The following is a 22,395-nucleotide window of genomic DNA, read 5'->3' as shown; positions in this document are numbered from 1 at the left end:
GCCCTGTCGCCCGGCGCGTTGCGCCTTGCTGCTTGTGGGCATCTCCGTTTGCCTGCTCACCTCCCTCCTGACTGATTGTTCGCCTGCATGCTCCAGATCACCGAACTGACCTTCAACGCCTGGGGCCGGAAATTCCTCGAGGATGCCTCCGTCTCCCTGCCGCCCGGCTCCAAGGTCGGGCTGGTCGGCCGCAACGGCATCGGCAAGTCGACCCTGTTCAAGCTCATCCTCGGCGAACTGGCCGCCGGCGGCGACGAGATCAGCCTGCCCAAGACCGCGCGCATCGGGTCGGTCGACCAGGAACACCCCGCCACCCCCGTCAGCGTGCTCGAAACCATTCTCGAGGCCGACGAGGAGCGCCACACCCTGCTCGGCCGGCTCGAAACCGCCGAGCCCGAGGAGATGGGCGAGATCTGGACCCGGCTGATCGAGATCGACGCCGACGCCGCCCCGGCCCGCGCCGCCGAAATCCTCGTCGGCCTCGGCTTCGACCAGGAGAACCAGCAACGCCCGATGTCGGAATTCTCCGGCGGCTGGCGCATGCGCGTCGCCCTCGCAGCCGCCCTGTTCGCCGAGCCGGACATGCTGCTGCTCGACGAACCGACCAACTACCTCGACCTCGAGGGCGCCCTGTGGCTGGAGGCTCGCCTCAAGAAATACCCGCACACGGCCCTGATCATCTCCCACGACCGCGAGATGCTGAACGAGGTCTGCACCCACATCCTGCACCTCGCGAACCACACCCTGACGCTCTACACGGGCAACTACGACCAGTTCGAACAGGCCCGCGCCGAAAAGGCCCGGCTGCAGATGTCGGCCAAGGCCAAGCAGGACGCCGAACGCGCCCACCTCCAGGCCTTCGTCGACCGCTTCAAGGCCAAGGCCTCCAAGGCCGCCCAGGCCCAGTCGCGCATGAAGCGCCTGGCCAAGATGCAGCCCGTGGCCACCACCATCGAGGAGCGCGTCTCCCCCTTCATCCTGCCCTCGCCGCCGCGCCCCCTGGCCCCGCCGCTGATCCGGCTGGAGCGCGCCAATGTCGGCTATGAGACCGGCAAGCCGATCCTGCGCAATCTCAACCTGCGCATGGATCTGGACGACCGAATCGGCCTGCTGGGCGTCAACGGCGCCGGCAAGTCGACCTTCGCCAAGATGATCGCCGGCGCTCTGAAAGTCTCCGAGGGCGAACTGCACCGCGACCGCAAGATGCGCGTCGGCTGGTTCCACCAGCACCAGATCGAGGCCATGGACCCGACCGACACGCCGCTGGAGATCATCCGCCGCGCCATGCCCGACGCCCCCGAGAGCGCCCGCCGCTCGAAACTGGCGCAATGGGGTCTGGGCTACGAGAAGCAGGAAACCACCGTCGCCAGCCTGTCCGGCGGCGAACGCGCGCGCCTGCTGCTCAACCAGGTGGCGATGGATGCGCCCCACATCCTGATCCTCGACGAACCTACCAACCACCTCGACATCGACAGCCGCCGCGCCCTGCTCGACGCGCTCAACGACTACAATGGCGCCGTCATCCTGATCACCCACGACCGGTCGCTGATGGAGATGGTCGCCGATCGCCTGTGGCTGGCCGCCGACGGTACGGTCAAGCCATGGGATGGCGACATGGACGACTACGCCAAATTCGTTCTGGACCGCGCCAAGCAGGCTGCCGTCAAGCCCAGCCAGATCAAGGACGAGACTGCGGTCGCCGCCCCGAGTTCGAACAACAAGCGCAAGAAGAACGACAAGAAATCAGGCCCCTCGCCTTCGACCCTCCGTCACGCGGTGAAGAAGGCGGAGGAGCGAATGGCCCAGTTGACGGCTGATATCGCCCGCATCGACGACGACATGGCCAATGCTTCCATCACTAATCCCAAGGCGCTTGAAGGCCTGACCCGCGCCCGCACCAAGGCCCAGAGCGATCTGGACGCGGCCGAGGCGGAATGGCTGCAGGCCGAAGAGGCGCTGGCGGAGGCGACCGCATGAAACCTATCGAGCTGACGCGAGAAGCGCGAGCGGCTGCGGCCACGCGCCTGCAGGCCTGGCTCAAGGATGAGCTGGATCAGGAGGTCGGCGGGCTTCAGGCCGAGATGCTGCTGGATGAACTCGCCGCGGAACTCGGGCCGCTGTTCTACAATAGGGGCGTCGCTGACGCCCGGGCGGTGGTCGCCGGGCGGGCCGAAGACCTGGACGAAGCCCTGTACGGCCTGGAGCGCCAGACCAGTCTGCGTTAGCCGCAGCTGACCCGTTCGATGACGCCCGTGTCCTCATCGAAGAACAGGTTGAGGCGATCCTCCTGGTAGTCCTGCGTCACCGCACACGTCGTGCAGGCGATGCGGACGTTGGACTCCCGGGGGAAGGTCACGGCGCCGACGTGCGAGCCGATGAGCGACCGCGCGGCTTCAGCGTCGCAGCGCCAGGCCATGCCAGCCTCCTCATCAGGTCCGGAGCCCGGCCTTTCGGGCGGGACGGGCTGCGGCGCACACGCCGCCAGCGCCACGACCGCGCCGGCGAAAATGGACGAAGACATCAACCGCATTTCACGTCCTCCACGATGCCCGTCTGCTGGTCATAGAGAATGTTCAAGCGATCGGGACGGTGATCCATCGTCATCGCACAGCTGGTGCAGGTCACGCGCCAGGTCGCACCGGCGGGCGCCTGGGGAATCTCGGTGCGGCTCTGACCGATCAGGCTCTGATAGTCGCTGGCGCGGCACTGGTCATCGGTCGTCGGCGGCATGCCCGATCCGCCCTCATGCGCGGGCAATCCGCTGCAGGCGGCCAGAACAGCTGAGCTCGCGACGAACAAGGCGGCGATGACGGTCTTCATGAATGAGCCTTTCGGGTTCAGCCGCAACGGACCTCTTCCACGATCCCGGTTTCCTGGTCGAAGAAGATGTTCAGGCGGTAGGGCGAATAGTCCTCGGTGATCGGACAGGTGGTGCAGGCCACCCGACGGTTGATCACATCCACAGGAACGGGAATCTCGGTGCGAGGTTGCCCGACGAGGCTCTGCAACTCCGCCGCGCGGCAGAGGTCGCCGTCCATCTGCGGCATGCGTGTGCCGATGGGCTGGGTCGCGGCTGCGTAGTCGACCACCTCGGTGGCCGGCGCCGAGGCGACGGGCGTCCGGACCGGGCTGTCAGGCGTCGGGGCGGACGAACAGGATGCCGCCACAAACGCCGCGGCGACGACCCAGGCTAGGCTGCTTTTTCCCATTTTCCCTGCTCCGTCTGCTTCCAGTAGGCCAGGTTCGCCCCGGCCTCCTTCAAGGTCTTCCAACGCCCCCGCGCATGCTGGAGCGATTCCTCGTCCCGGCCGTCGAAGATGATGAAACACCGCTCGAACGGTTCGGATGCATCCATGTCTGAGCGATCGACGATGAACAGGGCCTGAGCCCCGTTTCCGTTGGCCGAGTCCGAGGTCAGCAGGATGGGCTGGCGCTCCGAATGGGGCTGGTCGGCGCGGCCGTGGGCGAGGAAGGCGTCTTCCCGCCACGCCCACAGCCGTTCGTCCAGGGTCTCCATCAGGCCGGGATCGCCGACGCGGACCAGCGCCCGCCAGCCCCGCTGCAGGGTCCGGTCCAGCAGTTCCGGCAGCACCTGATCAAGCGTCGAGCGCTCCAGGTGATAGAACCAGATTTCGCCGGACCCCGCCTCGCTCACGTCAGGCTTCGTACGAATCCGCGACCATGCGGTCCAGCAGACGCACGCCGAAGCCGACGCCGCCGTCCGGCACCATCGGGTTCTTCGAGTCCTTCACCCAGGCGGTGGGCGCGATGTCGATGTGGGCCCATGGTGTCTTGTTCACGTGGCGCTGCAGATAGAGCGCCGCCGTGATGGAACCGCCCGCGCGGCCGTTGCCGACGTTGCGCATGTCGGCGATCTGGCTGTCCACATGGCGGTCATAGCGGTCGGGCAGCGGCATGCGCCACACCGGCTCGTCCACCTTGGGACCGGCGGCGAGGATGGCGTTCGCCACCGCGTCGTCGTTGGCGAAGACACCGGCATACTCATGACCCAGCGCAACGATCATGGCGCCGGTCAGGGTGGCCAGATCGATCATGAACTTCGGCTTGAACTGCTCCTGCACGTACCAGAGGCAATCACCCAGCACGAGGCGGCCTTCGGCGTCGGTGTTGATCACCTCCACCGTCTGGCCCGAAAGCGAGGTGACCACATCGCCGGGGCGCTGGGCCTTGCCATCGGGCATGTTCTCAACCAGGCCGATGACGCCGATGACGTTCACCTTGGCCTTGCGTCCGGCCAGGGCGCACATCAGGCCCGACACGGCGGCGGCGCCGCCCATGTCCCACTTCATCTCCTCCATGCCCTCGGCGGGCTTCAGGGAGATGCCGCCGGTGTCGAAGCACACGCCCTTGCCGATGAAGGCCAGCGGTTGATCGCCGGTCTTGCCGCCGTTCCACTTCATGATGGCCACGTGGCTCTCGCGCTCGCTGCCCTCGCCAACGGCCAGCAGGGTGCGCATGCCGATCTTCTCGAGCTCGGCTTCGCCCAGAATTTCGACCTCGAGGCCCAGCTTTTCCAGATCCTTGACCCGGCGCGCGAACTCGGCGGGATACAGGACGTTCGGGGGCTCGCTGACCAGATCGCGGGCGAACATGACGCCGTCGGCCACCGCCGACAGGGGTTTGAACGCGGCCTCGGCGGCCTTGGGATCCGCGGTGACCACGCGCACTGTCTTGACCGACGGAATCTTCTCCGGCTTCAGGGTCGTGCGGTACTTGTCGAAGCGATAGGCGGCCAGCACCGCGCCGAAGGCGGCCTGCGCGGCCTGCGCGGCCGACAGATGCTTCAGGTCCAGGGTCAGGGTCTCGGCCCCCGACATCTTCACGGCGGAATAGGCCTGGGCCCCGGCCTTCTCGATGGCCTGCTCGTCCAGCTTGGCCTTGTCGCCCGCACCCACCAGCAGCACCTGACCGGCGTCCACGCCTGCGGGCGCCGCGACCGCCAGATGGCTCAGGGCGCCGCCGGTGAAGCGGCTGGCCTTCATGGCGCGGGTCAGGGCGCCGGACGACGCGGTGTCGTACCCGGCCGTTTCGCCCGAGAATGCGCGGCCTTCATGGACGAGCAACGCGACGATCTCGGCAGCGCCGACGTCGGCGACGAATTCTACTTTCATGGAAACGAACTCCTGGCCGGGTTCCAGTCCCGGTCTTGGGATAAGCGAACACGCACCGGCTGAGCTTCCCGGCGCGCAAGGATGCTGTATTACATGCCCCCCAAACCGCCGGGCCGCAACCGGCGCCGACGCTGCAAATGAACCTTATAAGCCGCTATCTCTTCCGCCAGATCGCCCTGCCCGTTGCGGCGGCGTGCGCGGCGCTGTGCGGCATCGGCATCCTGAGTCAGAGCCTGAATCAGCTCGAAGTCATCGTCGAACGGGGCCAGAGCGCATGGGTCATGCTCAAGCTGACCGCCCTGGCCACGCCCCAGCTCATGGCGGTGGTGCTGCCCATCGGCGTGTTGGTGGGCGGGCTGATGGCCCTGACCCGTCTTCAACGGGAACAGGAGCTGACGGCCTGTTTCGCAGGCGGGGTGACGCGCTGGCGCGTGATCGCACCGGGCATGAGGCTGGCGGTCATCGTCACCCTGATCAGCCTGTTCGTGTCCCTGTACATCCAGCCCGCCGCCCAGCGCGAAGCGCGCGAGACGGCGTTCGCCATACGCACCGACCTGGCCTCGCTGCTGGTGCAGGAGGGACAGTTCGTCCAGGCGGGCGGCGGCCTCACCGTTTATGTGCAGCAGATCGAGCAGAGCGGCCTGATCCGGAACCTGTTCGTCCATATCCAGGATGGAGACGAGGTCACCACCTGGGACGCCACGACCGCCCGTTTCACCCGCATAGACGGCGCGCCGGCCCTCCTGATGGGGCCAGGCTCGATGCAGCAGTTCTCTGATCGAGGGGTTCTGAATTTTCTCTCCTTCGATGAGTACGCCTTCGACCTGACACCCTTTACGGGAACCGAGGAGGTCATCGCCTTCCGGGAGTCGGATCTGTGGCTGGCGGAGCTGGTGCACCCCAGCGCCGACATGCTGGAGCGGACGGGCAGCCGGGAGGAGCTTCTGGCCGAAGCGCACGCCCGCATCACCTCTCCCCTGTACGCCCTGACGGCCATGGCTCTGGCCCTCGCCGCCGTATTGGGCGGGCAGTTCCGGCGCACGGGCTACGGGGGGCGCGTTGCGGCGGCGGCGGCGGCCTTCCTCGTCACGCGCGTCGCCGGATACGGCGTGGTGGCCGCCAGCGCCTGGAACGTGTGGCTGGCGCCCCTGCAGTATCTGATACCTCTGGGCGTCGCCGCCCTGGCGCTGCGCATGGTGTTTCGTCAGTCCAGCCCCGTCGCCAATGTTCGGCGGGCCCTGGGGGCCCTGCCGCGTCCCCGCCCCGCTGGAGCCGCCTCATGACCGGCGGCTACACCTTCACCCGCATCGAGCGCTACGTCCTGTTCCAGGTCCTGAAGGCCCTGGGCGTTTCGCTTGCGGTGATCGCGGGCCTGGTCATGCTGATCGACTTCGTGGAAGTGTCCCGCTCCGTCAGTCGTTACGCCGACCTGGGCGCCGCGCGCCTGTTCGGCCTGACCCTGATGAAGTCTCCGGCGGTGATCCTTCAACTGCTGCCTTTCGTGTTCCTGTTCGGCACCCTTGCCGCCTTCGTTGGCCTGAACCGCCGCAGCGAGCTGGTGGCCATGCGCGCCGCAGGCGTGTCGGCCTGGAGGTTCGTGTTCCCCGCGGGCGTGGCGGCGCTCATCATCGGGGTGCTCACCGTGACGACCCTTCATCCGCTGGCCGCGTCGCTGGACGGGGGCTACGAGCGTGAACGCGCCAGAATCCGGGGCGGAACGGGAGGCGCGGAGCAATCGGCCATCTGGTTGCGGGAAGGCGACGACAACCGCCAGATCGTCATTCGGGCCGACAGCCGAAATCGCGCGACGGGCCGGCTGAACGACGTGTCCTTCTTCATCTACACCGTGGGGCAGGACGGGGCCCGGAGCTTCTCGGAACGAATCGACGCTGACACGGCCACCCTGTCGTCGGGCAGCTGGCGGCTGACCGACGCGCGGGGCGCTTCGGTGGGGCAGCAGGCGCGCGCCTACGCTTCGCTGGACCTCCCCTCGAGCATTGCGGATGACGACGCCTTCAACCAGTTCGCCGACCCGGACTCCACGCCCTTCTGGTCCCTTCCGCCGCAGATCGCGAGGATTGAAGCGGCAGGATTCTCGGCCACCGAACACCGCCTGAAATTCCAGCAACTGCTGGCCACGCCCCTGATGTTCGCCGCCATGTCGATCCTGGCGGCGGCCTTTTCCCTGCGGTTGATGCGGCTCGGCGATCTGGCCCGCATGAGCGTCGCGGCGGTGATCCTCGGTTTCGCCTTCTTTTTCATCAATCAGTTCACGGCGGCTCTGGGCGCGGCCGAGGCGATTCCGCCTTTCCTCGCCGCCTGGCTCCCGCCCATACTGACGGCCCTGTCCGCCTTCACCTTGCTCTTCTATACCGAAGACGGGTAACCGGACGACGGAACCGGAAAGCCGCGTCGTTTCGGCCGGGAGCAAGACTTGGTGAGCATGCCGCAGGCCTGGCGTTTGAACAGCGGATCGACCATGCGTCGACGCCTGCTCACGGGTGCGGCTGTCGTGCTGCTCGGGCCCGGCGTCGCCTTGGCCCAGCAACCGTCATCCGAACGCCTTCCGCCGGAAGCCCTCTATATAGAGGCGGAGGACGTCACTCGCGACGGCGACACCGGCGAAGTTGCGGCTCGGGGCGAAAATGAGCGCGTCCTGGCCCGGTTCGAAGGTCGGAATCTTCGCGGTCGGGAGGTCACCTACAATCTCAACACCGGTGTCGCGACGGCGTCGGGCGATGTCGAACTGATCGACGTCGACGGCACGGTGGTGACCGCAGATCGGCTCGAGTTGAACGAGAATCTGCAGACCGGCGTGGCTGTGAATCTGGCAGTCCGCGGCGTCGACGGCAGTCATCTGATGGCGGCGACGGCCGTCCGGCGGTCGCAGGCCGTCAACGAGCTGAACTACGCCCTGTTCACCCCCTGCCCCATCTGCGACGACGACGGCCGGCGCAAGGAGCCGACCTGGTCCATTCAGGCCCGGAAGGTGGTGCAGGACGAGAGCCTGCGCGCCATCCTGTACGAGAACGCCCTGTTCCGCGTGGGCGGCGTGCCGGTGCTGTGGCTGCCCTTCTTCGCGCATCCTGACCCGACGGTGGAGCGCGCCTCGGGCTTCCTGGTCCCCGGCATCGAGTACGACGAGGCGCGAGGGCTTTCGTACGAACAGCCCTATCTGATCGTCCGTTCGCCGTCCGAGGACTGGATCATCAGCCCCCAGTTCAACACCGATGTGAACCCGTTTCTGAACCTTCAGTGGCGCCGTCATTTCGGCGACGGGATCGTCGAGGCCAGGGCCGGTTACACATACGAGGACATCCCCGGGGTCGAGGATCAGGATCATCGCGGCTATCTGCTGGCCCATGGCGCCTTTGATCCGGCCGGACCATGGCGCTGGGGCTTCACCGCGGAGCGGGCGTCGGACAAGACGCTGTTCGACCGCTACGGGACGGAAGACCCCTATCAGGACAACGGTCTCTATCACGGCGACCGCCGCCGTCTGATCTCGCAGGTCTACGCCGAACATCAGACGGAACGATCCTACCTGTCAGCGGCGGCCTTCACCATTCAGAGCCTCCGGGTCCTGGAGGTCGATCGGGCCAACCCGGCCAACAATGTCTTCGAGCGTGACGGCGTCACGCCGGTCGCGGCCCCGGTGATCGAGGCCATGTGGGAGCCGCGTCAGGACATCCTCGGGGGCCGGCTTCGCCTGAGCGGAAATGCGGCGGTGCTGATTCGCGAAAACTATGTGGGCGCGCCGGTCCTGGCGCCGGATCAGGTCCCCTCAGCCGACCCTTCCGACCCGAATTTCTCCGGCTATCCGGGCGTGGACAGCGCGCGGATCGTGCTGAGCGCGGACTGGCGTCGCATACTGACGTCCCCCATCGGACTGAGATGGGAGCCCTTCATCAATCTGCGCGGCGACGCCTACGCGGTGGAGGATCTTCCCTCGGCGGGCGATGACGCCGTGACGACGACTCGTGTGCGGGCCACCGCAGGGCTTGATGTCAGCTATCCGCTGATCCGCCGGTTCGAGAACGGTGCGGATCTGGTCCTGGAGCCCCTGGCACAGATTTCGATCTCCAATCGCGCCGACCTCGATCCCCGCCTGCCCAACGAGGACAGTCAGGTGACGGATCTGGATGAGACCTCCCTGTTCGCGGTCGACCGTTTCACCGGCCACGACCTTTACGAAGGCGGCCTGCGCCTTGTGGCGGGAGGACGAGCCAGCCTGCGCTGGGATAACGATCGTTCGGCCAGCATCTTCCTTGGGCGCGGCTGGCGTGACGAACGGGAGGACCGCTACCTGGTGCCCACCGGCGACGGAACCGGAAGCCTCTTCGACCCCTCAGGCCTGGCGGATCGGGCCTCGGACTGGGTCGTCTCGGCGACCTTCTCGCCCGGATCGCAGATCCGGGGCTGGGCCCACGCCCAGATCGACGAAGACGGCGAGGTCCGCCGGGCGGAGGTCATGGTGGATGGCTCCTGGGGCGCGCGGAACCTGGCCACGGTCAGCTATATCGTCGACCGCTCTAACCCCGTCGATGTCGACCCCAGCCTGCCCCTGGCCACCCGGACCTACCGGAACTACGAGTTCGTTCAGTTCAGCGGCCAGCAGTTCGTCAGCGGCAACTGGGGTGTGGCCAGTCGCGGCATCGTGGACCTTCAGGAGGACCGCTTCACGCGGGGCGAGGTCGGCCTCCTGTTCGAGGATGACTGCATCCGCTTCGAGATCGGATACCGCCGCGACAACACGCGTGTGGACCCGTCCGGACCGCGCACCGGGGCCTATGTGCGCCTAACCCTCGCCACATTGGGCGGTACAGGTTATCAACGCGATGACATGTGGTGATCGGACGTCCGTCCGAACCATGATATGGGCGCCATTCATCGGTACGCTCCGCCGAAATGTGCACTGAGCGGATCCAGGGACAAAGACGAGACATGCTTTTCAAGCGTTACACGGCGGGGGTCGCGGTCGCGGCCATGTTGGCTTCTGCGGCGCCGGGCCAGTTGGCAGTGGCGCAGACCGCGCCGAATACGCCCGTGGCCGGCCAGCTGGACCCTTCCGCGGAGCAGGCCCCGCAGCGTCCGGCCCCGGCTGCGGATTTCGATCTGGCCGAAGGCTTGGTGGTGCTCGTCAATGACGTGCCGATCACCAGCTATGAGCTGCGTCAGCGCATGCTGCTGCTCATCGCCATGACCCAGGTCCAGCCGACCGCCGAGAACCTGCCGGCCATCCAGCAGCAGGCTCTGAACAACCTTATCGACGAGAAGCTGCAACGGCAGGAGCTGACACGTTACGAGGTCAACATTCCCGATGAGGATGTGGACGCCGAGCTCGCCATGCTCGCCCAATCCGTGGGCATCACGCCCGAGGCTTATCTCAGCTATCTCGGGGAGGCCGGCGTCCGGCCCGAAACCGTTCGCGAGGAGATGCGGGTCCGCATCGGATGGGAGGCCCTTGTGCGGGGCCGGTTCGGTCCCCGCGCGCGCGTCGGTCGGAACCAGGTGGACCAGACCATTCAGCGCATCTCCGCCGCCGCCAGCCGCCCCCAGTATCTGGTCGGCGAAATCTTCCTCGACGCATCGCGCGTCGGCGGCCAGCAGGCGGCCATGAACGGCGCCAACCAGCTGGTGCAGCAGATCATCCAGGGGGCGCCCTTCATGGCGGTGGCCCGCCAGTTCTCCGCCGCCCCGTCGGCCGCCAGCGGCGGCGACGCCGGCTGGCTGATCCAGGGTGAAGTGCCCCAGGGCCTGCAAGTCGCCCTGGACAATATGGAAGCCGGCCAGCTCTCGCGCCCCATTCCGGTCGATGGCGGGGTCTACATCATCTATCTCCGCGACAAGCGTGACGGCTCTTCCACCAGCCTGGTGAACCTGCGTCAGGTGATGATCGAGGCGGACGCGGACGCTTCCGACGAGGTCATCGCCGCCGCCACCGAGCGTCTCAACGGCTTCCGCTCCGGGCTGACCTGCGACAACATCCTCGAGCGCTCCCGTCAGGAGACGGACATGCTGGGCGCCGATCTCGGCGAGTCCGATGTGGATGACCTTGCGCCGCAGTTCCAGCAGGTGGCCCGCTCGGCCGAGGTCGGCGCGATCAGCGCTCCTGTGCGCACGCCGCTGGGCGTGCACCTGCTTGCGGTCTGCGATCGTCGCGCGGGCGGCCCCGAGGCCCCGAATTTCAACGAGGTCGAAAACCGCCTGAGGGGTCAGCAGCTTTCCATGCTGGCGCGTCGCTATATCCGCGATCTTCGGGAAGATGCGCATATCGACTTCAAGAGCTGAGCCATGACGGGGGCGCCCGCCGCATCCATGCGCGCGCCCCTGGCTCTGACGCTGGGCGAACCCGCCGGAGTCGGTCCGGAGATCATCCACAAGGCCTGGGCTGTACTTAGGGACGACCCGGACGCGGCCTTCGTCGTCATCGGCGACAGCAGGACCCTGGCGGCGGCGGGTGCCTCACCCCTGGCTTCAATCCATGATCCCGCCGAGGCGAGGGCCCGTTTCGGGCAGGCCCTGCCCATCCTCGACAGACCCGCGCCCGCGTCCGTCACGCCGGGCCGCCCCGACGCGGCCAACGCCGGCGCGGTGGCCGACTGGATCGAGCAGGCGGTCAATCTGGCCCTGGTGGGAGACGTGTCCGGCCTCGTCACCGCCCCCATCGCCAAGGCGCCGCTGTACGCCGCCGGCTTTCGCTTTCCGGGCCACACCGAGTTCATCGCCGAACTGACCGCCGACACGCCCTATCCAGGCTCGCGGGGGCCGGTGATGATGCTGACCGCCAGGGACCTGCGCGCCTGTCTGGTCACCATCCACGTCTCCCTGGACGAGGTGCCAGAACTGGTCACCGACGCCCGCATCCGCCGCACGGCGCGGGTGGTCCACGAGTGCCTCAAGCGTGATTTCGGCATCGCCCGCCCCCGTCTGGCCATGGCGGCCCTGAACCCCCACGCGGGTGAAGGCGGGGCGCTGGGCCTGCAGGAGATCGAGATCCTGAAGCCGGCGGCCGAGGCCCTGCGCGCCGAGGGGATACAGATCACCGATCCCCTGCCCGCCGACACCCTGTTCCACGACGAGGCGCGCCGCGCCTATGACGCGGCCCTCTGCATGTATCACGATCAGGCCCTGATCCCGGTCAAGACACTGGACTTCTGGGGCGGGGTGAACGCCACCCTGGGCCTGCCCATCATCCGCACCTCGCCGGACCACGGCACAGGCTTCGACATCGCCGGCAAGGGCGTCGCTCGGCCCGACAGCCTGATCGCCGCCATCCGTCTGGCCGCCACCATGGCCGACGCCCGCCACGCCGCCTCATGACCGACCTCCCCTCCCTGCGCGAAACCCTGGACGCCCACGGGCTGTCGGCCAAGAAGAGCTTCGGCCAGCACTTCCTGCTGGACCTGAACGTCACGCGAAAGATCGTCCGCCTCGCCGGGCCGTTCGAGGGCCGTGCGGTGATCGAGGTGGGCCCCGGCCCCGGCGGCCTGACCCGCGCCCTGCTGGAAAGCGATGCGGGCAAGGTGGTGCTGGTCGAGAAGGACCCCCGCTTCGTCCCCCTGCTCACCGAACTGGACGACGGGTCGGGTCGCCTCGAGATCATCCAGGCCGACGCCCTGAAGGTGAAGGAAGCCGAGCTTGTCGATGGCCCGGCGCATCTGGTGTCCAACCTGCCCTACAATGTGGGCACGCCGTTGCTGATCAAGTGGCTGACCGGCCCGTGGACGCCCCACGCCCTGACCCTGATGTTCCAGAAGGAGGTGGCCCAGCGGGTCGCCGCCGACGTGGGCGACGACGCCTACGGCCGTCTGGCGGTCATCAGCCAGGCGGTGTGCGAGGCGCGCGTGGTCATGGATCTGCCGGCCCGCGCCTTCACCCCGCCGCCGCGAGTGGACTCCGCCGTGGTCCATCTGACGCCCCGGCCCGACCGGCCCGAGCCCGCTGTGCTGAAGCGGCTGGAGCAGGTCACCGCCGCCGCCTTCGGCCAGCGCCGCAAGATGCTGCGGTCCAGCCTCAAGACCCTGGGCGGCGCGGCCCTGTGCGAAGCCGCCGGCATCGACCCCGACGCGCGGGCCGAGACCGTCGACGTGGCAGGCTTCCTGCGCATGGCCCGCGCCGAGATCTAGTCGTCGATGCGGGCCAGGGACGGACGCTGGTCCGCCATTCGCGCCGCCGTCGCCTCCGCCGCTCGCATGGCCCGCAGCACGTTCTCGCCCGACAGCTTGCGGATGTCCGCTTCCGACCAGCCCCGCCGCATCAGTTCAGCCAGCAGGGCGGGGTAGGTCTCTACCCCGGTCAGGCCCTCGGGCAACGACCCGACCCCGTCGAAATCGCCGCCCAGCCCCACGTGATCCACCCCCGCTACCCGACGAATGTGGTCGATGTGATCCGCCACGTCGGCGATGGTCGCGACCGGCGCCGGATTCGCGTCACGCCACGCGGCCAGCCCCGCCGTCACGGCCTCGGGATCACCCGGGTTGAGCGATTGCAGCCGCGCCCGCTCGGCCGCCATGGCCGCGCCGTGGGCCCGCACATCCTCGTTCACGAAGCCCGGCACGAAGGTGACCATGACCACCCCGCCGTCCTCGGGCATCAGGCGCAGCACGCTGTCGGGCACATTGCGCGGGTGGTCGGTCACGGCGCGGGCCGAGGAGTGGGAGAAGATCACCGGCGCCGCGGACACCCGCATGGCGTCCATCATGGTGGCCTCGGACACATGGCTCAGGTCCACCAGCATGCCCAGCCGGTTCATCTCGCGCACCACCGCTTCGCCGAAGGGCGTCAGGCCGTCGTGCTGCGGCGCATCGGTGGCCGAGTCGGCCCAGCTGGTGGTCGCCGAATGGGTCAGGGTCATGTAGCGCACGCCCGCCTCGAAGAACTGGCGCAGCAGACCCATGGACTCCGCGATGGAGTATCCGCCCTCGATGCCGATCAGCGACGCGATGCGGCCCTCCCGATGGAGACGCTCCACATCGTCCGCCGTGGCCGCGAAAGCGAAGGCGTCCGGATAGGCGGCCAGCATCCGGTTGACCACGTCGATCTGCTCGAAGGTCGCCCGGGCGGCCTCCAGCGGCTCCATGCCGGCGGGCACATACACGGACCAGAACTGCGCCCCCACCCCGCCGGACCGCAGGCGGGGGATGTCCGTGTGCAGCGACGGCGCCAGTCCCGACTGGTCCTGGGTCAGGTCCACCCCGTGCACGTCCGAGCCGAACCGCTGGCGCAGCGCCCAGGGCAGGTCGTTGTGCCCGTCGACCAGCGGCGTGGTCTCGAGGATCGCGCGCGCCTGTTCGGGCGTCTGGGATGCGGCGGGGACGGCCATGACAAGGCTGACAACGGCGGCGGCGGCGAAACGGTTCATGAAGCGACTCCCCTGATCGAACGGCGCCAGAGTGTCCGCCCCGGTCCTGCGACACAAGCGCCCGCGATCGCCGGCTCTGTTGCGCGGGGCTCAACCGTGGTTTCAATCGCCCCATGACCGACACCCCTGATCCCGCCATGGATGACCGCAAAGCCCGCGCCCGCGCCTGGTTCGAAGAGTTGCGCGACCGCATCTGCGCCGCCTTCGAGGCGCTGGAGGACGAGGCCCCCGCCGATCTCTATCCGGGCGAGCCGGGCCGGTTCGTGCGCACCCCCTGGAACCGCGAAGCGGGCGGCGGCGGCGTCATGGGCATGATGCACGGCCGCCTGTTCGAGAAGGTGGGCGTGCACGTCTCCACCGTCCACGGCGAGTTCCCGGCGGATTACGCCAGACAGGTGCCGGGCGCGGCGGACGATCCCCGCTTCTTCGCCACGGGCGTCAGCCTGATCGCCCACATGAAGAGCCCCCGCGTGCCCGCCGTGCACATGAACACCCGCTTCATCGCCACGACCAAAAGCTGGTTCGGCGGCGGCGCCGACCTGACCCCGCTGCTGGCCTGGCAACGTCAGCAGGACTTCCCGGACGCGGTCGATTTCCACGCGGCCATGCAGGGAGCCTGCGACGCCCACGACCCGGACTGGCATGCCAAATACAAGGCCTGGTGCGAGGAGTATTTCTTCCTGCCCCACCGCAACGAGCCGCGCGGCGTCGGCGGCATCTTCTACGACCACCACGACAGCGGCGACTGGGACCGGGACTTCGCCTTCACCCGCGACGTGGGTCTGGCCTTTCTGGACGTCTATCCCCGGCTGGTGCGCGCGCGGATGGGCGAACCGTGGACGGAGGCTGAACGCGAGGAACAGCTCATAAGACGCGGACGATACGTGGAATTCAATCTGCTCTACGATCGGGGCACCACCTTCGGCCTGAAGACCGGCGGCAATGTGGACTCGATCCTCAGCTCAATGCCGCCCGAGGTGAAATGGCCGTAGGATCGGGCCGCCTCATGATGACCCGCCCGAAGTTGCGAACGAACCTGCGTAACCTGACCCGGATTGATGGGACCGTGTTGTGTCGACCCTGAAGAAGCGCTCCGTCCTGCTCGCCGGCCACGCCACCTCGGTGGCGCTGGAGCCGGAATTCTGGGCGGTGCTGGACGAGATCGCAGCCCATGACGGCCTGACCGCCGCGGGCCTGGTGGCCCGTATCGATGCGAACCGCGGTCGACGGCCCCTCGCCTCGGCCTGTCGCCTGACCGCCCTGGACTGGCGCGGTCGCCATCCGGTCGGGCCATAGAAAAACGCCCCGGCCGCTGGGACCGGGACGTCAGTCTGTTTTCCGAAGCTTATTCCGCCGTGGCGGGCGCCGGATCCGGTGCCGGGGCCTCCGGCAGCGGGTTGGCCGGGGGCTCGGGCATATCAGGCAGAGTGGGCGCCTCGATGCTGATGTCCACGTCGCGGTCCTCGGACGTCGGGGTCATGGCGCCGCCGGACCAGAACACCCAGGCCAGGATCGCCACCAGCACAACCAGGCCGCCGACGATGAAGATCAGCCAGCCGCTGCCTCCCCCGCCGGATTTCTCGGGCGGCGGCGCATTGTTGTGGATGGTCGTCTGGGGCCGGGGCTCTTCCGGGGGCGGGGTCGAGGTCGGAGGCAGGTTGGGGTCGGTCATGAAGCGTGCTCCTTATTCGCCGGCGGGCGCTGCGGGCGCCTCAGGCATGCTGACATCGATGTCCACGTCCTTTTCGCCGCCCGGCATGCCGCCGCCCGCGAACAGGAACCAGGCGATGACGATCACCACCACGAGCAGTCCGCCGACGATGAACGCCAGGCCGGAGTTGCCGCCTCCCTTGCCGTCTTCCGCCATGATTGAATCCTCCCATTGTTTTCTGATGGAGCCGGAACGGGATCGAAGCCTTGCGGTTCCCTGCGGTCGCGCTGGCGCGTCGCTGCGTGCTACTTATGTTCTCCCTTTCCGAATCCGCATCAGGCAGCCTTTCGTTTCGTGACCGATCTTCCGTCTCCCCGCATTTCCGACCTGGCCCGCGCCCGCCCGCCCGAGGGCGCCCCGCAGGGCGCCGGCGACTACATGGCCGGGCTCAATCCCGAACAGCGGCTGGCGGTCGAGACCACCGAGGGGCCGGTGCTGGTGCTGGCGGGCGCGGGCACGGGCAAGACGCGGGTCCTGACCACCCGGCTGGCGCACATCCTGGCCACGGGCAAGGCCCGGCCGTGGGAGCTGCTGGTGGTCACCTTCACCAACAAGGCCGCGCGGGAGATGCGAGAGCGGATCACCCATCTGATCGGGCCGTCGGCCGAGGGCCTGCGCTGGCTGGGCACCTTCCACAGCGTGGCCGCCCAGATCCTGCGCCGCCATGCGGAGCTGGTGGGGTTGAAATCCAGCTTCACCATCCTCGACATGGACGATCAGGAACGGGTGCTGAAACAGCTGCTGGAAGCGGCCAACATCGACACCAAACGGTGGACGCCCCGATCCCTGTCCGGGATGATCGACCACTGGAAGAACCGCGGCTGGACCCCGGACACCCTGCCGGCGGGCGAGGACTTCGCCAACGGCAAGGGCAAGGGTCTGTACGCCGCCTATCAGGCGCGGCTGGTGTCACTGAACGCCTGCGATTTCGGCGACCTGCTGCTGCACAACCTGACCATCCTGGGCAAGAACCCGGACCTGGCCGAGGACTATCGGCGGCGGTTCAAATACATCCTGGTGGACGAGTATCAGGACACCAACGTGGCCCAGTACCTGTGGCTGCGGCTGCTGTCGTCCTCCACCGGCAACGTCTGCTGCGTCGGCGATGACGACCAGTCCATCTATGGCTGGCGCGGCGCCGAGGTGGACAACATCCTCCGCTTCGAGCGGGATTTCCCGGGCGCGAAGGTGATCCGGCTGGAGCGCAACTATCGCTCCACCTCGCACATCCTCGGCGCCGCCTCGGGCCTGATCGAGGCCAACAAGGGCCGTCTGGGCAAGACCCTTTGGACCGAGGCCGACGGCGGCGAGAAGGTGCGGGTGCAGGGCGTCTGGGACGGCGAGGCCGAAAGCCGCCTGATCGCCGACGAGATCGAGACCCAGCGCCGCGCGGGCCGCAAATACAGCGACATCGCCATTCTGGTGCGCGCCTCGTTCCAGATGCGGGCGTTCGAGGAGCGGTTCGTCCTGCTGGCCATTCCCTACACCGTCGTGGGCGGACCGCGCTTCTTCGAGCGGGCCGAGATCCGCGACGCCCACGCCTATCTGCGCCTGATCCAGTCCGAGGACGACGATCTGGCGTTCGAGCGCATCGTCAATACGCCCAAGCGCGGCATCGGCGACACCTCGGTGCAGAAGATCCTGGCCATCGCGCGCCAGCACAACCTGTCCGCCCTGACCGCCGTGCGCGGCCTGATCAACACCGACGAACTGCAGGCCCGCACCCGCACGGCCCTGTCCAATTTCGTGCGCGACCTGGACCGCTGGCGGGCCATGGCGGGGACCGTGACCCACGGCGAGCTGACCGAAACCATTCTGGAGGAAAGCGGCTACACCGACATGCAGCGCGCCGACCGGGCGAGCGGCCAGACCCGGCTGGACAACCTCAAGGAGCTGACCCAGTCCATGCAGGCGTTCGACAGCCTGCAGGCCTATCTGGAGCACGTCTCGCTGGTCATGGATCTGGACCGGGGCGCGGGCGAGGATGCGGTGCAGATCATGACCCTGCACGCCGCCAAGGGGCTGGAGTTCCCGCTGGTCTTTCTGCCCGGCTGGGAGGAAGGGGTGTTCCCGTCCCAGCGCAGCATCGACGAGAAGGGCGAGAAGGGTCTGGAGGAGGAACGGCGCCTCGCCTACGTGGGCGTCACCCGGGCCCGCGAGGACGCGCGCATCAGCTTCGCCGCCAACCGTCTGGTCTATGGCCGCTGGACCAGCCAGCTGCCCAGCCGCTTCGTGGACGAACTGCCCATCGACCATGTGCAGGCCGAGAGCGACACCGGCTATTACGGCGCCGGGCCGGGTCTGAAGGAAGCCAAGTCCCGCTGGGACGACACGCCGGTGTTCGGCGCGGGATACTCCAGCCCCGGCTGGAAGCGCGCCCAGAGCTTCACCGCCTCCACCACGCCCCGCGACCGCATGGCCCGCAACGCCGTCATCGAGGGCAAGGGCCGCCTGATCGCCACGGGGGACCCGAAGGCGTCGTCCAACTGGGCGCGCGGCGAGCGCGTGTTCCACCAGAAGTTCGGCTACGGCGCGATCCGCGCCATCGAGGGCAACAAGCTGGTGGTGGACTTCGAGAAGGCCGGCGAGAAGAAGGTGATCGATACGTTCGTGGAGAAGACGTAGGCCCGAGGGCCACGCTTCCCAGTAAGCCAATCCTTAACGCCCGGCGCGCAACCTCCACCGCGTGACTCGCACACCCGCCACACCCCCGCACAGGACGCCGCCGCCCGGTTACCGGGAGCCGGCCCTGTGGGAGCGCGTGGCGTCGATCGGGCTGCTGATCATGCTGTCGGGCGCCATCCTCGGGCCGGTGTTCGCGCCGTCCAGCGGCGGGGGCGCGGACTCCAGCCTGCTGCGGCTGATGTGGCTGCCGGCCTATGTGGCGATCCTCGGCCTGATGGCGTCGCGGTATGAGGCCATGGCGCGGCTGTGGTTTCCGCTGTTTCTCCTGCTTCTTCTGGCGTTGCTGGCCTATGCCTCGCGCTACTGGTCGCTGGCGCCGGACATCACCATCCGGCGGGTGATCGCCCTGGTGATGAGCACCTTTTTCGCGGTCTATCTGGCCGCCGCCTGGCCGGGGCGACGGCTGCCGGTGCTGCTGACCCAGACGGCGCTGATCCTGGCGGTGCTCAGCCTGATCTTCGTGGTGGCCCTGCCCTCCATCGGCATTCACCAGGACGTCAACGCCGGGCTGTGGCGCGGCGTCTGGTACGAGAAGAACACCATGGGCTGGGTCATGGTGGCGGGGGCCGTGTCCGCCGCCGCCGTGCTGGCCTCGCCGGGGCCACACCGGGCGCTGGCCATGGTCGCCTTTCCGTTTTGCGTGCTGATGATCCTGGGCACCCAGTCCAAGACCGCCCTGCTGTGCCTGATGGCCGCGTGCGGGATTATCGGCGGGCTGTGGGTGCTGAGAAAGGTGGGGCCGGCTCTGGCCGTGGCGGGGGTCTGGACCGGTGTGGTGGCCGTGGCGGCGGGCGTGGGCATCCTGATTTCCGCGCCGGAGTTCATTCTTGAGGCCTTGGGCAAGGACCCGTCCCTGACCGGGCGCACCGAAATCTGGGAGGCCATCGGCCGCTTCAGCGAGCAGCGGCCCATGACCGGCTACGGCTACGCTGCTTTCTGGGGCCTCCATTCCGACCCGGCCAACTACATCCGCGTCCAGAACCAGTGGGACGTGCCCTCGGCCCACCAGGGCTGGCTGGAGGTGCTGATCCAGCTGGGCTGGATCGGGGTTTGGTCCGTGGGCGCCGTGGTGGTGATCGGCGTCATGGGCAGCTTCCTGCGCCTGCCCGTGGCGGGCCGTCAGGAAGGCTTCTGGGCGGCGGGTTATCTGGCCGCCTTCCTGCTGCTGAGCCTGTCGGAAAGCGTTCTGCTGCGGCACCAGGACCTGCCGTGGGTCCTGTTCATGGCGGTGCTGGCGCGGGCCTTTGCGCCCCTGACGCCGCCGGAAGTCATCGACGACCCCCGACGGCGCGCGCCCGCACGACGGCCTGTGGCGCGGCCCCTGCCCGTCCATGCCCGCGCGCTGAACCGCTGACGCTTGCTACCGAAGGCGTCGGGGCTTAGCTGATCGCTCCCCGAATCGCGGCAAGACTGGCGCATGACTTCTCCCGCTTCCCTGTTTGACGACCTTCCCGAGCCCGCCCCCAAGGCGGACAAGCCCGAACTGAAGGTCCAGGCCCCCGCCGCGCCCGAGGCCGTGGCCGCGCCGGTAGAGACGCATCCGGCCCCCACGGGCGGGGCGGCCAACGCCTATTCCGCCTCGTCCATCGAGGTGCTCGAGGGGCTGGAGCCGGTGCGCAAGCGGCCCGGCATGTACATCGGCGGCACCGACGAACGGGCCCTGCACCACCTGTTCGCCGAGGTGCTGGACAACGCCATGGACGAGGCCGTGGCCCGCCACGCCAAACTGATCACCGTCGATCTGGACGCCGAGGGCTTCCTGTCCGTGCGCGACGACGGCCGGGGCATCCCGGTGGATCCGCACCCCAAGCACCCGGGCAAGTCGGCGCTCGAGGTCGTCATGACGGTGCTGCACTCGGGCGGCAAATTCTCGGGCAAGGCCTATGAGACCTCCGGCGGCCTGCACGGCGTGGGCGTGTCCGTGGTCAACGCCCTGTCGGAACGGCTGGACGTCACCGTCTGGCGCGACGGGCATGAATGGCGGCAGTCGTTCAGCCGGGGGCACCCGCTGGGCCCCATCGAACAGGTCGGGACCAGCCGCAAGAAGGGCACCCTGATCCGCTTCCGCCCGGATGAGGAGATCTTCGGCCACGGCGCGGCCTTCAAGCCCGCGCGGCTGTACCGCATGACGCGGTCCAAGGCCTATCTGTTCCGGGGCGTCGAGATCAGATGGACCTGCGCGCCGGAGCGGATCACCGACGCCACCCCCGCCGAGGCGACCCTGCATTTCCCCGGCGGTCTGGCCGACGCCCTGGCCGAGCGCATCGGCGAGATCGACACCGTGACCCCCGCCTTCGCGGGCCGGGTCGAGAAGAAGGGCGAGGCCGGGGCTGTGGAATGGGCCGTGACCTGGTCGCCCATCGGTTTCGGCGACGCCGACAGCTTCGTCTCGTCCTACTGCAACACCGTGCCGACGCCCGACGGCGGGACGCACGAGGCCGGCTTCCGCTCGGCCCTGGTCAAGGGCCTGAAGGCCTATGGCGAGATGTCGGGCGAAAAGCGCGCGGGCCTGATCACCGCCGAGGACGTGATCGCCAACGCCGGGGCCATGGTGTCGGTGTTCATCCGCAATCCCGAGTTTCAGGGCCAGACCAAGGACCGCCTGTCCTCGCCCGAGGGGCAGCGCCTAACCGAACAGTTGGTGCGCGACCCGTTCGACCACTGGCTGACCGAAAGTCCCAAACAGGCCTCGACCCTGCTGGGCTTTGTCATCGACCGGGCCGAGGACCGTCTGCGTCGCCGCAAGGACAAGGAAGTCCAGCGCGCCGCCGCCACCCGCAAGCTGCGCCTGCCCGGCAAGCTGTCGGACTGCTCGCGCCAGGCGGCACAGGGCACAGAGCTGTTCATCGTCGAGGGCGACTCGGCCGGCGGCTCGGCCAAACAGGCGCGGGACCGCACCACCCAGGCCATCCTGCCCCTGCGCGGCAAGATCCTGAACGTGGCGTCGGCCACCGCCGACAAGCTGCGCCAGAACGTGGAGCTGACCGACCTGATGCTGGCGCTGGGCGTGCAGGCGGGCAGTCGGTTCAGCGTCGATGACCTGCGCTATGAGCGCATCGTCATCATGACCGACGCCGACGTGGACGGGGCGCACATCGCCGCCCTGCTGATCACCTTCTTCTACCGTGCCATGCCGGACCTGATCCGTCAGGGCCGGCTGTTCATGGCCCTGCCCCCGCTCTACCGCATCAGCGCCGGACCGCTCAGCGACTACGCCCGCGACGACGCGCACAGGGACGAACTGCTGGCCACCACCTTCAAGGGCAAGAAGGTCGAGATCGGCCGCTTCAAGGGCCTGGGCGAGATGATGGCGGCCCAGCTCAAGGAGACCACCATGGATCCGAAGAAGCGCACCCTGGCCCGCGTCACCCTGCCTGAGAGCGAGGACGAGATCATGGATCTGGTCGAGCGTCTGATGGGCCGCAAGGCCGAGGCCCGTTTCGACTTCATCCAGCAGAACGCGCGGTTCGCGGTGGCGGAGCTTGACGTGTAGCAGGTAAGGA

The 22,395-nt window shown here is 68.1% G+C and carries 21 protein-coding genes; 13 read left to right on the top strand and 8 right to left on the bottom strand.

Annotated features, from left to right (window positions below; translation table 11 throughout):
* The first annotated feature begins 87 nt into the window (after positions 1–87).
* Positions 88–1,977 (top strand): ABC-F family ATP-binding cassette domain-containing protein, encoded by a 1,890-nt coding sequence (locus IWC96_RS06755; protein WP_021695992.1) that lies wholly within the window; start codon positions 88–90, stop codon positions 1,975–1,977.
* Positions 1,974–2,225 carry a DUF2164 domain-containing protein gene (locus IWC96_RS06750; RefSeq protein WP_021695991.1) on the top strand — a complete coding sequence of 84 codons (252 nt, stop codon included), beginning with the start codon at positions 1,974–1,976 and terminating at the stop codon, positions 2,223–2,225. Before IWC96_RS06755 ends, IWC96_RS06750 begins: the two co-directional genes overlap by 4 nt.
* Here the strand turns inward: IWC96_RS06750 and IWC96_RS06745 are convergent.
* The 5 genes from IWC96_RS06745 to IWC96_RS06725 form a co-directional block, all read right to left on the bottom strand.
* Positions 2,222–2,416, bottom strand: a complete 195-nt coding sequence (locus tag IWC96_RS06745) for a hypothetical protein (protein WP_021695990.1) — start codon at positions 2,414–2,416, stop codon at positions 2,222–2,224. The genes IWC96_RS06750 and IWC96_RS06745 overlap by 4 nt on opposite strands.
* A 104-nt stretch (positions 2,417–2,520) precedes the next feature.
* The gene (locus IWC96_RS06740; protein WP_045318623.1) at positions 2,521–2,820 is read right to left on the bottom strand and encodes an I78 family peptidase inhibitor; all 300 of its coding nucleotides are present in this window, start codon (positions 2,818–2,820) and stop codon (positions 2,521–2,523) included.
* Positions 2,821–2,837: 17 nt separating this feature from the next.
* Positions 2,838–3,209 (bottom strand): hypothetical protein, encoded by a 372-nt coding sequence (locus IWC96_RS15955; protein WP_231378940.1) that lies wholly within the window; start codon positions 3,207–3,209, stop codon positions 2,838–2,840.
* The gene (locus IWC96_RS06730; protein ID WP_021695987.1) at positions 3,191–3,655 is read right to left on the bottom strand and encodes a DNA polymerase III subunit chi; all 465 of its coding nucleotides are present in this window, start codon (positions 3,653–3,655) and stop codon (positions 3,191–3,193) included. Before IWC96_RS06730 ends, IWC96_RS15955 begins: the two co-directional genes overlap by 19 nt.
* A 1-nt stretch (position 3,656) precedes the next feature.
* Positions 3,657–5,132 carry a leucyl aminopeptidase gene (locus IWC96_RS06725; protein ID WP_045318607.1) on the bottom strand — a complete coding sequence of 492 codons (1,476 nt, stop codon included), beginning with the start codon at positions 5,130–5,132 and terminating at the stop codon, positions 3,657–3,659.
* Between the two features lie 137 nt (positions 5,133–5,269).
* On the opposite strand from IWC96_RS06725, the gene IWC96_RS06720 reads away from it, so the two are divergent.
* The 6 genes from IWC96_RS06720 to rsmA all read left to right on the top strand — a co-directional run bounded on the left by IWC96_RS06720 (position 5,270) and on the right by rsmA (position 13,261).
* On the top strand, positions 5,270–6,415 hold the full coding sequence (locus tag IWC96_RS06720; protein WP_021695984.1) for an LptF/LptG family permease: 1,146 nt from the start codon (positions 5,270–5,272) through the stop codon (positions 6,413–6,415).
* The gene (gene lptG, locus IWC96_RS06715; protein ID WP_021695983.1) at positions 6,412–7,518 is read left to right on the top strand and encodes an LPS export ABC transporter permease LptG; all 1,107 of its coding nucleotides are present in this window, start codon (positions 6,412–6,414) and stop codon (positions 7,516–7,518) included. Before IWC96_RS06720 ends, lptG begins: the two co-directional genes overlap by 4 nt.
* A gap of 93 nt (positions 7,519–7,611) precedes the next feature.
* On the top strand, positions 7,612–9,984 hold the full coding sequence (locus IWC96_RS06710) for an LPS-assembly protein LptD (protein WP_196838617.1): 2,373 nt from the start codon (positions 7,612–7,614) through the stop codon (positions 9,982–9,984).
* Between the two features lie 92 nt (positions 9,985–10,076).
* On the top strand, positions 10,077–11,423 hold the full coding sequence (locus IWC96_RS06705; RefSeq protein ID WP_021695980.1) for a peptidylprolyl isomerase: 1,347 nt from the start codon (positions 10,077–10,079) through the stop codon (positions 11,421–11,423).
* 27 nt (positions 11,424–11,450) lie between these two features.
* Positions 11,451–12,455, top strand: a complete 1,005-nt coding sequence (gene pdxA, locus IWC96_RS06700; RefSeq protein WP_196838655.1) for a 4-hydroxythreonine-4-phosphate dehydrogenase PdxA — start codon at positions 11,451–11,453, stop codon at positions 12,453–12,455.
* Entirely contained in the window at positions 12,452–13,261 is an 810-nt protein-coding gene (gene rsmA, locus IWC96_RS06695; RefSeq protein WP_021695978.1) for a 16S rRNA (adenine(1518)-N(6)/adenine(1519)-N(6))-dimethyltransferase RsmA, read from the top strand. Before pdxA ends, rsmA begins: the two co-directional genes overlap by 4 nt.
* Here rsmA and IWC96_RS06690 read toward each other — a convergent pair.
* Positions 13,258–14,496 carry a dipeptidase gene (locus IWC96_RS06690; RefSeq protein WP_021695977.1) on the bottom strand — a complete coding sequence of 413 codons (1,239 nt, stop codon included), beginning with the start codon at positions 14,494–14,496 and terminating at the stop codon, positions 13,258–13,260. The genes rsmA and IWC96_RS06690 overlap by 4 nt on opposite strands.
* 113 nt (positions 14,497–14,609) lie before the next feature.
* On the opposite strand from IWC96_RS06690, the gene hemF reads away from it, so the two are divergent.
* Together hemF and IWC96_RS06680 are read left to right on the top strand one after the other, a co-directional pair.
* Positions 14,610–15,488 carry an oxygen-dependent coproporphyrinogen oxidase gene (gene hemF, locus IWC96_RS06685; protein WP_021695976.1) on the top strand — a complete coding sequence of 293 codons (879 nt, stop codon included), beginning with the start codon at positions 14,610–14,612 and terminating at the stop codon, positions 15,486–15,488.
* A 79-nt stretch (positions 15,489–15,567) separates the two neighbouring features.
* Positions 15,568–15,792, top strand: coding sequence for a ribbon-helix-helix domain-containing protein (locus IWC96_RS06680; RefSeq protein WP_021695975.1), 225 nt, complete (start codon positions 15,568–15,570; stop codon positions 15,790–15,792).
* 49 nt (positions 15,793–15,841) lie between these two features.
* Here the strand turns inward: IWC96_RS06680 and IWC96_RS06675 are convergent, their stop codons facing one another.
* Together IWC96_RS06675 and IWC96_RS06670 are read right to left on the bottom strand one after the other, a co-directional pair.
* Entirely contained in the window at positions 15,842–16,168 is a 327-nt protein-coding gene (locus IWC96_RS06675; protein ID WP_021695974.1) for a hypothetical protein, read from the bottom strand.
* Between the two features lie 12 nt (positions 16,169–16,180).
* A complete protein-coding gene (locus IWC96_RS06670; protein WP_021695973.1) occupies positions 16,181–16,363 on the bottom strand; it encodes a hypothetical protein in 183 nt (60 codons plus the stop codon).
* Between the two features lie 138 nt (positions 16,364–16,501).
* Here IWC96_RS06670 and IWC96_RS06665 point away from each other — a divergent pair, with 138 nt between their 5' ends.
* From IWC96_RS06665 to parE, 3 genes are all read left to right on the top strand, one after another.
* Positions 16,502–18,832 (top strand): UvrD-helicase domain-containing protein, encoded by a 2,331-nt coding sequence (locus IWC96_RS06665; protein ID WP_196838616.1) that lies wholly within the window; start codon positions 16,502–16,504, stop codon positions 18,830–18,832.
* A gap of 61 nt (positions 18,833–18,893) precedes the next feature.
* The gene (locus tag IWC96_RS06660; protein WP_242397000.1) at positions 18,894–20,246 is read left to right on the top strand and encodes an O-antigen ligase; all 1,353 of its coding nucleotides are present in this window, start codon (positions 18,894–18,896) and stop codon (positions 20,244–20,246) included.
* Between the two features lie 63 nt (positions 20,247–20,309).
* Positions 20,310–22,385, top strand: coding sequence for a DNA topoisomerase IV subunit B (gene parE / locus IWC96_RS06655; protein ID WP_196838615.1), 2,076 nt, complete (start codon positions 20,310–20,312; stop codon positions 22,383–22,385).
* The last annotated feature ends 10 nt before the right edge of the window (positions 22,386–22,395 follow it).

Source organism: Brevundimonas sp. BAL450 (assembly GCF_015767455.1).
In the GTDB taxonomy this organism is placed as follows: Bacteria; Pseudomonadota; Alphaproteobacteria; order Caulobacterales; family Caulobacteraceae; genus Brevundimonas; species Brevundimonas abyssalis.
The sequence above is the reverse complement of the archived record's forward strand: the minus strand, read 5'-3'. Positions and strand labels throughout refer to the sequence as shown.

Bases quoted from the DNA above. Each gene is read 5' to 3' on its own strand.
- IWC96_RS06705 (WP_021695980.1), top strand. From the start codon at position 10,077: ATGCTTTTCAAGCGTTACACGGCGGGGGTCGCGGTCGCGGCCATGTTG.
- IWC96_RS06750 (WP_021695991.1), top strand. From the start codon at position 1,974: ATGAAACCTATCGAGCTGACGCGAGAAGCGCGAGCGGCTGCGGCCACG.
- IWC96_RS06690 (WP_021695977.1), bottom strand. From the start codon at position 14,496: ATGAACCGTTTCGCCGCCGCCGCCGTTGTCAGCCTTGTCATGGCCGTC.
- parE (WP_196838615.1), top strand. From the start codon at position 20,310: ATGACTTCTCCCGCTTCCCTGTTTGACGACCTTCCCGAGCCCGCCCCC.
- IWC96_RS15955 (WP_231378940.1), bottom strand. From the start codon at position 3,209: ATGGGAAAAAGCAGCCTAGCCTGGGTCGTCGCCGCGGCGTTTGTGGCG.
- IWC96_RS06740 (WP_045318623.1), bottom strand. From the start codon at position 2,820: ATGAAGACCGTCATCGCCGCCTTGTTCGTCGCGAGCTCAGCTGTTCTG.
- IWC96_RS06710 (WP_196838617.1), top strand. From the start codon at position 7,612: ATGCGTCGACGCCTGCTCACGGGTGCGGCTGTCGTGCTGCTCGGGCCC.
- IWC96_RS06670 (WP_021695973.1), bottom strand. From the start codon at position 16,363: ATGGCGGAAGACGGCAAGGGAGGCGGCAACTCCGGCCTGGCGTTCATC.
- pdxA (WP_196838655.1), top strand. From the start codon at position 11,451: ATGCGCGCGCCCCTGGCTCTGACGCTGGGCGAACCCGCCGGAGTCGGT.
- IWC96_RS06720 (WP_021695984.1), top strand. From the start codon at position 5,270: ATGAACCTTATAAGCCGCTATCTCTTCCGCCAGATCGCCCTGCCCGTT.
- hemF (WP_021695976.1), top strand. From the start codon at position 14,610: ATGACCGACACCCCTGATCCCGCCATGGATGACCGCAAAGCCCGCGCC.
- IWC96_RS06755 (WP_021695992.1), top strand. From the start codon at position 88: ATGCTCCAGATCACCGAACTGACCTTCAACGCCTGGGGCCGGAAATTC.
- rsmA (WP_021695978.1), top strand. From the start codon at position 12,452: ATGACCGACCTCCCCTCCCTGCGCGAAACCCTGGACGCCCACGGGCTG.
- IWC96_RS06745 (WP_021695990.1), bottom strand. From the start codon at position 2,416: ATGGCCTGGCGCTGCGACGCTGAAGCCGCGCGGTCGCTCATCGGCTCG.
- lptG (WP_021695983.1), top strand. From the start codon at position 6,412: ATGACCGGCGGCTACACCTTCACCCGCATCGAGCGCTACGTCCTGTTC.
- IWC96_RS06725 (WP_045318607.1), bottom strand. From the start codon at position 5,132: ATGAAAGTAGAATTCGTCGCCGACGTCGGCGCTGCCGAGATCGTCGCG.
- IWC96_RS06675 (WP_021695974.1), bottom strand. From the start codon at position 16,168: ATGACCGACCCCAACCTGCCTCCGACCTCGACCCCGCCCCCGGAAGAG.